Consider the following 7,895-nt stretch of genomic DNA (forward strand, 5'->3'; position numbering starts at 1 on the left):
TTTTTTTTCATTTTAACGTTTCACAACTACTTCAACTTCGCGTGAGGCGCAAGATTAAGGCCGATCCAGCTAAAAATATTGAGCAGCCAACGCTTGTGCCTTAGCTCTCTCCGTCTTGGTAAGCTTTTCTGCTGCAATATCTCGCAGCGTCACTCCAGCCTCTTCTCCGTTGGCAGCCGCCGCCGATGCCCAAGCATATGCAACCACGTCATTCTGAGGAACACCTTCTCCCCGTAAATACATTAACCCCAAGTTATATTGAGCACCGGCATAGCCTTGCTCGGCGGCTCTAAAAAAACGGGAGCATTCCACCTTTGTGGAATGCTCCCGTTTTGACAAAAAACACCCCAACCCGGCACTATCGGCAATGAACGTCATCGTCAGTATCCCCAAGAAAATGAGATCTACATCACAAAATAAATAGTTTGACGCCACCCTCTCCCTGCCGTATTGTGCACCACACAAGCAAGATGTTTCAAGTTAGCGCGACCTTTGTATATTGTTAGTTCCTCTCGGTTCCACAGTCTCCAATTCCTCCCCTTATTTGATATTTATTGCACTTCCGAGCACACGCTCACCCCTGAATAAAGGTAAGAAAATAATGGCTAACGGCACCGTAAAATGGTTCAACGAAGCGAAAGGTTTTGGTTTTATTACTCCTGAAGATGGCAGCAAAGACTTGTTTGCACACTTCTCAGAAGTAGTTGGCAGCGGCTTTAAAACACTGGCAGAAGGCCAGGCAGTATCCTACACCGCCACTCAAGGCGCGAAGGGTCCTCAAGCTTCTCAGATTCAGGCTATCTAATTACCCTCGGGTAATGAACAGTCTAAAAAACCCGCTTCGGCGGGTTTTTTTATGCCTGAATTTTACCGCCCCCACCACACATAATACGCCGTTATGTTCAATGCACCGCCCCACCAGGGCGCTGGTGCGTTGGCAAAACCCCGCTTTTGCCCTATCCTCCCCCAACAAATCTCCAATTTGCCAGGGTAAAAACCGATTATGCGCATTGACCAACTGCGGCTGTTATTTGACGCCGGCGATTTACAGAGCTGTGTGCTGTTGCCGGCGGTGCTGGACGCCGGCCCGGCGCCACGCTGGGTGTTGCACGTTAAACGGCGCAACGGTGCCCTGGTGGCCTTGTGTTTGAACCGGAAGAAGAATGGCGTGGAGGTGGAGCGGCTGTTTCATTCTCTGGACGCGGCGTTCCAGGCGGCGCGGGACATCGGCTTCATCGAGGTGCGGGTACGTGGCTAGCCAGGGGATTAAAGTAAGCCCCGCGGGGTGGTACGGAGGCATGTCCGGCTATGTACGCATGCGCAACCATGGTGTACCATGTACACTTAATGTGCTGGGTAGGGAATCCGCTGAGTGAGTCATGCTATTGAGTTCGTAGAAACTTCGATCTTTACCAAGCAGATCAAGGAGCTGGCAACAGACGACGAACTAAAGGATTTGCAAGTCGAGCTCATCGCTCAACCTGAAAAGGGTGATGTGATCAAGGACACCGGCGGCTTACGAAAGGTTCGAATGGCCGTCGGTAACAAGGGCAAGAGCGGCGGGGTACGCGTGCTTTACGTCCTGACCCACGTCGACAGGATTTTCCTGGTGCTGGCGTATCCGAAATCAGCGAAAGACAGCCTGACGGATGAAGAGAAAGCGGTGCTGAAAAAACTGGTTCAATCACTGAAAGGAGAGGGAAAATGAGCTTTTTTAACGAACTGACAGCCTCCCTTGAGGAAGCTGTAGACATTCAACAGGGCCGCAAAGCGCCCGCCCGTGTCACCCGTTACGAGATTGCCGACGTGAAGTCCATCCGTGAAGATTTGCTGAAGGTCACTCAGGTCGAATTTGCCGCCACGATGGGCGTCAGCGTAGACACCATCAAGAGCTGGGAGTGCAAACGCCGTAATCCCGCAGGGTTAGCCGCCAAGGTGCTGGCTACGATTCAGGACGACCCGACAGTCTACACAGCTCTCGCCGCTCACTAAGATCCGCAAAGGCCCTGCTCGGGCCTTTTTGATATCGGCTTTCCACCGCCACCCGCCTATCGAGGTGCGCGTACGCGCCTAAAATCCATTTTGCAGGGGCCGAGCCCCTGATTTTTTCCGTAGCGTGTCGGCGTAGGCAGTTTGTTTCAGGAAACGCGACAGTAAAAAGGGTAAATATTAGGGCCGCTGTCCATGTGTAACTTTTTGATCACCCGATAGCGGCCACCACCGGGCGGCTCCGGTGCTACCTGTTTTAGTTCCTGCAGATGCGTAAGTGCCTGCTCTGAGCTGATCATGCTCGTCAGTGTTACCCATGTCTCATTCATCCGCTCCTGGACGACATACGTGAATTCTTCACTCACTGACTATTTCCCTTTGGCTAAGCCCTGCAATCATTCATATCCACACTATAATACCGACCGAGAAGCCCCCCGGGTATTTAAATAAGTAGGTTTAGAACCTGCTAGACCATGCTTGTACGTGCCTAAATACACCTAAACAAGGGAGTCCCCCCCCGTTTTTTACGGTGCGCACAGCGTCTCGATGTCAGCACCACACATTGAGGCCTTCCAAGCTGGTTATCATGATAACCAGCCTACATCCCCCTATCGGTACTCGCTTGCGACCCTAAATAATACATGCTATAAAATAATCTCTCGCTCACAAGTTGAGCACCCCGTAGGTAGTTGGCCTCTGAAAATAATCAGCATAAAAACACCGGCCATCATGACGATGTTCGGTAAATTAGCTAAAAAACTTCATAAAATGGCCGTTTCTTCGATGAAACTACGCCACCACCGCCGTTTTTTCGGCGAGTAAATCTTCATACCATCAATGGCTCCTTCAATAGCGAAGCGCGTCACCAACGTCGATCTCGACGAATATAACCTCATATAAATCCCTACCAGGGAGCATCTGGCCTCTCGGCCTGAAAGAATCGTTCGCCACTCTGCAGCTGCCAACATACCGCTGTGCATTCATCTCCAGGCATTCATTCCAGCCGGATGTGTCTGCTGCCGAGCCTGCGAACGCCCCCCCGCCGTCTCTGTTGAAAAACAGAGACGGCGGAGCAAAAACGCCGCAGCCCCCGCCCCGTGCGGGCTGGCATGCGAGCCATCAACACGAAAACCAACGAAACCACACGCGATCATGCCAGCCGGAGCTATCAGCAGCCCCGCTAGGGGCCAGCTGAACGCACGCGATTTCCCCGCCATAGCAGCTGTTCACGTTAAAAATCACCCGTAGAGGTCGGGTTATCCCTCTCACCGCCGCCAGACGGTTTCTGGCTTTTGCAGTCACGACACGCGCAAGTCGATTACACAAACGCGCTTTATCACTTACCACGAAACAGGGAAATGACTGCCCACTCGCAAGCAACAGGAACAATGGCCAGACACGAACGACAAAACCCGAATGCCCGTAATTTCGGACTCCGCAGCAGAGATATGAACCGGGCCGGTTACCACGCGCTAAAAGAGGGGATGCAATCACACGCCTCGATAGCCACGATGGCGAATCGCTGGAGTCAGTTTGTACAGTACGCACAAAAAGAACTCGGGATCCGCGATATGCGGCAGATTGAGAAGGTGCATTTGCAACAGTACGCCGCCCAACTCCGTGAGCAATTCGACCACGGCGAACTAAAGTCTGCCACCACACAAAATTACCTGAGCGCGGTAAACCGGGTCATGGAAATTGCCAGGGGAGATAAAACCGTGCATCTGGACCCGGTACGCGAAGCCGGCTTGCCACGTCGCAGCGGCATTTGTACCGAATCCAGGGCCGTCAGCCCGGAGGCTCATCAACACGCTCTGGGGCTCGTTTCCGAGCGGATCGGGGTGTTACTCAATCTGCAGAGGGAATTCGGGCTGCGATTCGAGGAAAGCGCGAAATTAGACGCCGCCAAGGCGCTGACCCAGGCCGAACGCAACGGCTCGGTGCGCATCCTGGACGGCACCAAAGGGGGGCGTCTTCGCGAGGTGCCCATCACCCGACCAGAACCGCAGCTGGCAGCCCTGCGTGCTGCCGCCCGTGTTCAGGGGGAACATCACAGCCTGATCCCCGCCGCACAGACCTACGCCGCCTTTCGGGGAGCGGCATACCGAGAGATAGCGCCTACCGGCATCCATTTTCACGGCGAACGCCACTCATACGCCCAAGAACGCTATCAGGTGCTAATAGGCGCGCCCTGTCCGGTGGTGGCCGGTGTCAGCCACCGCGAACATCATCACTACTTGAGCCAGACGCTGCAGATATCAGCGGCCGAAGCCAGAGAGCGAGACCATGCCGCCCGACTGCAGGTCGCCCTGGAAGTCGGCCACGGTCGTATCGACATAACCAACAACTATTTGGGGTGATCAGGATGGAAAAATGGGTCAAAGAACGAGCAGACACCTATCTCCGGCACGGCGGAAAAACCGCGCGCCGAGCAATGGTAAAGAGGCTGAACAGCATCCTCCTGGACATACAACAGCATGAACCAGGAGTAAAAAAGCCGGAGAGCATAGGACGGGCGCACATTCACAGGTACTACAACCGATTTAGCCACCTAGCCAACAGCACAATTCGGGATCACTACTATGCCCTGGTCCTGCTTTGGGAATGGCTAAATCGTTCAGGTACTCCCCCAAAACCAAACAAGCTCCGTGGATAACCCCTACTGCCCACAGGCTAAAAACACAGCCTGATGGACAGCCCTACGGGATCGGGGTTACCCACCTCGCCAAGGTTCTCTCTAGGTTTTTTTAAAAGAAAAACAAATAAAAGGAAGTCGGCCTACGGCCTCCGCTGTCTGTGCTTGCCTATCTTTCGCTGCGCTTCAAGATAGGCAAGCCATCCTGGCCACTTAAGTGGGTTTCAGGATGATCCGCCTTGCTCTGGACTATCGGCACCGCTTGCAGCGGCTGCCCCTCTCACGCGCTCCAGAGACACACCTCCGGCCTGCTGTATCTGCTTTCGTCCCCGCCATGAGGGCTGGACTGCCGCGCCGTTTTTTAAGAGCTGGCCGTGGTTGGTTCCCCGTTACGCTCTGTGTGCAGGTACTCCAGAACCGCGACGTTCTGGAAGGCATAGGTGCGCGTCGCACGCTTGGACCGTATGTGAGATTTCCCCGTTCGGTCCGACCGACACGGCAAGGAGGGCAACAGCGACTTGAATCCAATCCCTCCGGCCACGTAATCACGCCAATGGTGACGGCCAAAGGAAACATCAGAGAATGCGGGGTGGTTCTGAAAGGTGTTGAAGTGAGGCACTAAGGCCAGCTACACTTATAGAACAAGCTTTGGAAGCATCCCGCATAGATGTTTCCTCCGGTTCAAAAGGACTGCAATCCTCTTAGATAGCTAATGTACCTCACATCACGTATTTGTCCACGCAGCTAAATGCTCCAAAAGAGTACTTTCGCGTCGATAGGTTGATTTTTAATCACCGTTTGGCCTTTTTCCTAGATGCCTCCCCTTATTACCCTCCATCTTCAGACCTAAAGCCATACAGTGACAAATTGCTTACCCTTGATTATCCCGCTCTTCCAGCATCAGCTTCATCAGCTCTATCCTGTCGGTTGACCTCATCTGCTCCAATGCGCGAACTGCAGCCCTCATAACCAATGACTTACTGAAACTTGGATCACTGGTACTCTGTTGCGCCTCCAGCAGCAGCTTGTTAATGGCATCTGGGTAGTCTGCAGTCCAACTAACCGATGTACGAACAAAGACCGACTCTTTTTTGGGGATGGCGACAGCTCGACTAGGGGTCGCAGTCCAATCGTTTAACTTACTCATAAATCACCTTTTAAAACTGCATCAGCCAATATTTTTATCTCGTTCCTCGCTTCATTAGCCCCACTGTAATTAACTTGCCAAACAGTAACGCCCTCACCAGTTGCCCTTGGATAAGAGCTCCGACTACCAATTACAAAAGCGCCTTGTCTCCTTAACTCTTGGGATACCTCTCTTTCCTCGCGACGGCGTACATCAACCGCATTAACCACACGATAAATTGCTTGCTCAGCGTTAAGCTGGCCAGCCATCAAAGAGGCGCTGTGGATGTCCAAAGCGCTTGGTCGTATCGGCATAACCACCTTGCCCACAGTTGGTACATCGCCAACTCCTGGTGGATGATCAAACAGAACAACATCAGCTTTAGGCTTTTTCTTTGGCATTCCTGCCACCACCTCAAAGGGTAACCTCCCTCGACTATAAACCCACGCGGCGCTCTGCTGAGGATCTAGATCTACCACCAGCACAGTTAACCCTTGTGCGGAATAAGCACCAGCCAGATTAAGAGTGATAGTAGTTTTCCCTGCTCCACCTTTAGGACTCCACACGCTAATAACCTGCATAATTTACCGCACTTAATAAGCTACCTTAGTTAGTTCTGATAATAACAACAAACAATCAACAATCAACAATCCAGCTGAAGGTAGGCAAAACACGACAGCAAAAAATAAGTAAGTCATTGTTAAACATAAGATAAACAAAAGAATATCAATAAATTCTAAAAATAACCAAAAATAGACTTTTAAATTATTCTTCTTGAGTTACAATGTGTTTAGTGAATAACAGGAGGGGTGTGAGATGGCACGTACAAAACATATGCAGCAACGCATGAGCCAGCGTTCAATCAATCAAACAATGCTTGAGATGACTAGGATGTTCGGTGTTGAGCACGGAGACAAAGTTGTTCTCAATAGAAAAGGAATTGATGCCGTCTTGCAAGAATTCGAAAGGCTACAATCCACCATGATCAAGATGAGAGAGCGAGGAGGGGTTGTTCTTATTGAAAGTGAAGGTCATGAAATAACCACCTATGGCCTAGAGGGTTACAAGAGGCACTAAGATGAAAAACATTGAAGAAATAAATAAAAAACGTAAAGAAATAGAAAAAGTCGATCCAGAGTCTACTGGCTACTTGGCTATAGACTATTTATATGGAAAGCGCGATGGCTCCTCCCTATCAGGAACTGAGCTTACCAAAAGATATAAAAATAATAAAAAAAGCATAAGCATTAACGTTAGAGTTAGAAAGGATGATGCTGAAGCTTTCGAGTTCATAGCCTCAACATTTAAAGAGACCAGAGCTTCCATTATAAAAGAAATTATATCTCACGATATATCATCAATGTTCGAATCTCTTGACATAGCAGAAAAAACACATTTATCTGAGTATGTTGATAAAAAAATATCAGAAGGTGGTTTTGAACAGGAATACAGAGGCCTAACTTGGATGTGGAGAGTGCTTCAACCTGCTGATGAGGCATACAACCCATCCAATCAAAAAAATTGGGTGCTAATGAAAAAAAATTTGGAAGACTGATATTACTATGAGTAAACATGCAGAAAAATTTATTAAAGAGAGATACAAAGAACTCGAGAAGAGCATTGATGAGAACTATATTAATATCACCATCAGGCTCCCTCCGGAAGATGCGCTGATGTTAAAGGCAATGTCTAAATCTCTAAACTTCTCTATATCATCATCATTCACAGATATTTTATCTCAGCATTTATATGACATGATTATGAGCCTCAAAGATGAAGAGTTCAAAAAATTTATGGATGAACACTGCCATGCGTACGAGACGTACCCATCATGGTTAAACCAGATGTTTGAATCTGGTATAGTTAATAAGAGTGAGATATACAAAGACATGTTATCTACATTAAAAAACAAGGACAATGATTAGATCATGGAAAAAAAATCACAAGGGACTGCATACATAACCAAATCCAACTTCAATAAAATTGTTAGAGGTTTGGATATATCAATTACAAAAGGAAGTAAAAATGACTTATATAAATCAAATATTAGTCACATACTATCTGTAAAAGAGATAAACCTTCTTTACATTGTAATGGAAGTTTACAAAGGGTTTGAGATAGAGTCATACAAGCCAATCCCCCCCC

At 49.3% G+C, this 7,895-nt stretch carries 13 protein-coding genes; 9 read left to right on the forward strand and 4 right to left on the reverse strand.

From position 1 onward, the window contains the following. Positions 1-69: 69 nt before the first annotated feature. Positions 70-378: an SEL1-like repeat protein gene (locus tag IEW52_RS15895; RefSeq protein ID WP_188630951.1), complete on the reverse strand. Its 309-nt coding sequence runs from the start codon at positions 376-378 to the stop codon at positions 70-72. A gap of 223 nt (positions 379-601) precedes the next feature. Here IEW52_RS15895 and IEW52_RS15320 point away from each other — a divergent pair, with 223 nt between their 5' ends. From IEW52_RS15320 to nadS, 4 genes are all read left to right on the forward strand, one after another. Further along, positions 602-805 (forward strand): cold-shock protein, encoded by a 204-nt coding sequence (locus tag IEW52_RS15320; RefSeq protein WP_188630952.1) that lies wholly within the window; start codon positions 602-604, stop codon positions 803-805. 198 nt (positions 806-1,003) lie between these two features. Further along, positions 1,004-1,258 (forward strand): hypothetical protein, encoded by a 255-nt coding sequence (locus IEW52_RS15325; protein WP_188630953.1) that lies wholly within the window; start codon positions 1,004-1,006, stop codon positions 1,256-1,258. Between the two features lie 114 nt (positions 1,259-1,372). Then, the gene (locus IEW52_RS15330; RefSeq protein WP_188630954.1) at positions 1,373-1,708 is read left to right on the forward strand and encodes a type II toxin-antitoxin system RelE/ParE family toxin; all 336 of its coding nucleotides are present in this window, start codon (positions 1,373-1,375) and stop codon (positions 1,706-1,708) included. Then, on the forward strand, positions 1,705-1,992 hold the full coding sequence (nadS, locus tag IEW52_RS15335) for a NadS family protein (protein ID WP_188630955.1): 288 nt from the start codon (positions 1,705-1,707) through the stop codon (positions 1,990-1,992). Before IEW52_RS15330 ends, nadS begins: the two co-directional genes overlap by 4 nt. Positions 1,993-2,138: 146 nt before the next feature. On the opposite strand, the gene IEW52_RS15340 is transcribed toward nadS, so the two are convergent. Then, positions 2,139-2,318: a hypothetical protein gene (locus IEW52_RS15340; RefSeq protein ID WP_188630956.1), complete on the reverse strand. Its 180-nt coding sequence runs from the start codon at positions 2,316-2,318 to the stop codon at positions 2,139-2,141. A 1,242-nt stretch (positions 2,319-3,560) separates the two neighbouring features. Here IEW52_RS15340 and IEW52_RS15345 point away from each other — a divergent pair. Next, positions 3,561-4,349: an integrase domain-containing protein gene (locus IEW52_RS15345; protein ID WP_229667996.1), complete on the forward strand. Its 789-nt coding sequence runs from the start codon at positions 3,561-3,563 to the stop codon at positions 4,347-4,349. Positions 4,350-5,495: 1,146 nt separating this feature from the next. Here the strand turns inward: IEW52_RS15345 and IEW52_RS15350 are convergent. Both IEW52_RS15350 and IEW52_RS15355 read right to left on the reverse strand, forming a co-directional pair. Continuing rightward, positions 5,496-5,771: a hypothetical protein gene (locus IEW52_RS15350; RefSeq protein WP_188630958.1), complete on the reverse strand. Its 276-nt coding sequence runs from the start codon at positions 5,769-5,771 to the stop codon at positions 5,496-5,498. Next, positions 5,768-6,331, reverse strand: a complete 564-nt coding sequence (locus tag IEW52_RS15355; protein ID WP_268236676.1) for a nucleotide-binding protein — start codon at positions 6,329-6,331, stop codon at positions 5,768-5,770. The genes IEW52_RS15350 and IEW52_RS15355 overlap by 4 nt, the downstream gene beginning before the upstream one ends. A gap of 235 nt (positions 6,332-6,566) precedes the next feature. Between IEW52_RS15355 and IEW52_RS15360 the strand changes: the two genes are divergently transcribed. The 4 genes from IEW52_RS15360 to IEW52_RS15830 form a co-directional block, all read left to right on the forward strand. Beyond that, positions 6,567-6,827, forward strand: coding sequence for a hypothetical protein (locus IEW52_RS15360; protein WP_188630960.1), 261 nt, complete (start codon positions 6,567-6,569; stop codon positions 6,825-6,827). Position 6,828: 1 nt separating this feature from the next. Next, positions 6,829-7,305 carry a hypothetical protein gene (locus IEW52_RS15365; protein ID WP_188630961.1) on the forward strand — a complete coding sequence of 159 codons (477 nt, stop codon included), beginning with the start codon at positions 6,829-6,831 and terminating at the stop codon, positions 7,303-7,305. A 7-nt stretch (positions 7,306-7,312) separates the two neighbouring features. Beyond that, on the forward strand, positions 7,313-7,675 hold the full coding sequence (locus IEW52_RS15370; protein WP_188630962.1) for a hypothetical protein: 363 nt from the start codon (positions 7,313-7,315) through the stop codon (positions 7,673-7,675). 3 nt (positions 7,676-7,678) lie between these two features. Beyond that, positions 7,679-7,895 (forward strand): hypothetical protein (locus tag IEW52_RS15830; protein ID WP_229667997.1); only part of this gene is annotated, 217 nt, incomplete at its 3' end.

It is taken from the genome of Oceanisphaera marina (assembly GCF_014643915.1).
GTDB classification, from domain to species: Bacteria; Pseudomonadota; Gammaproteobacteria; order Enterobacterales; family Aeromonadaceae; genus Oceanimonas; species Oceanimonas marina.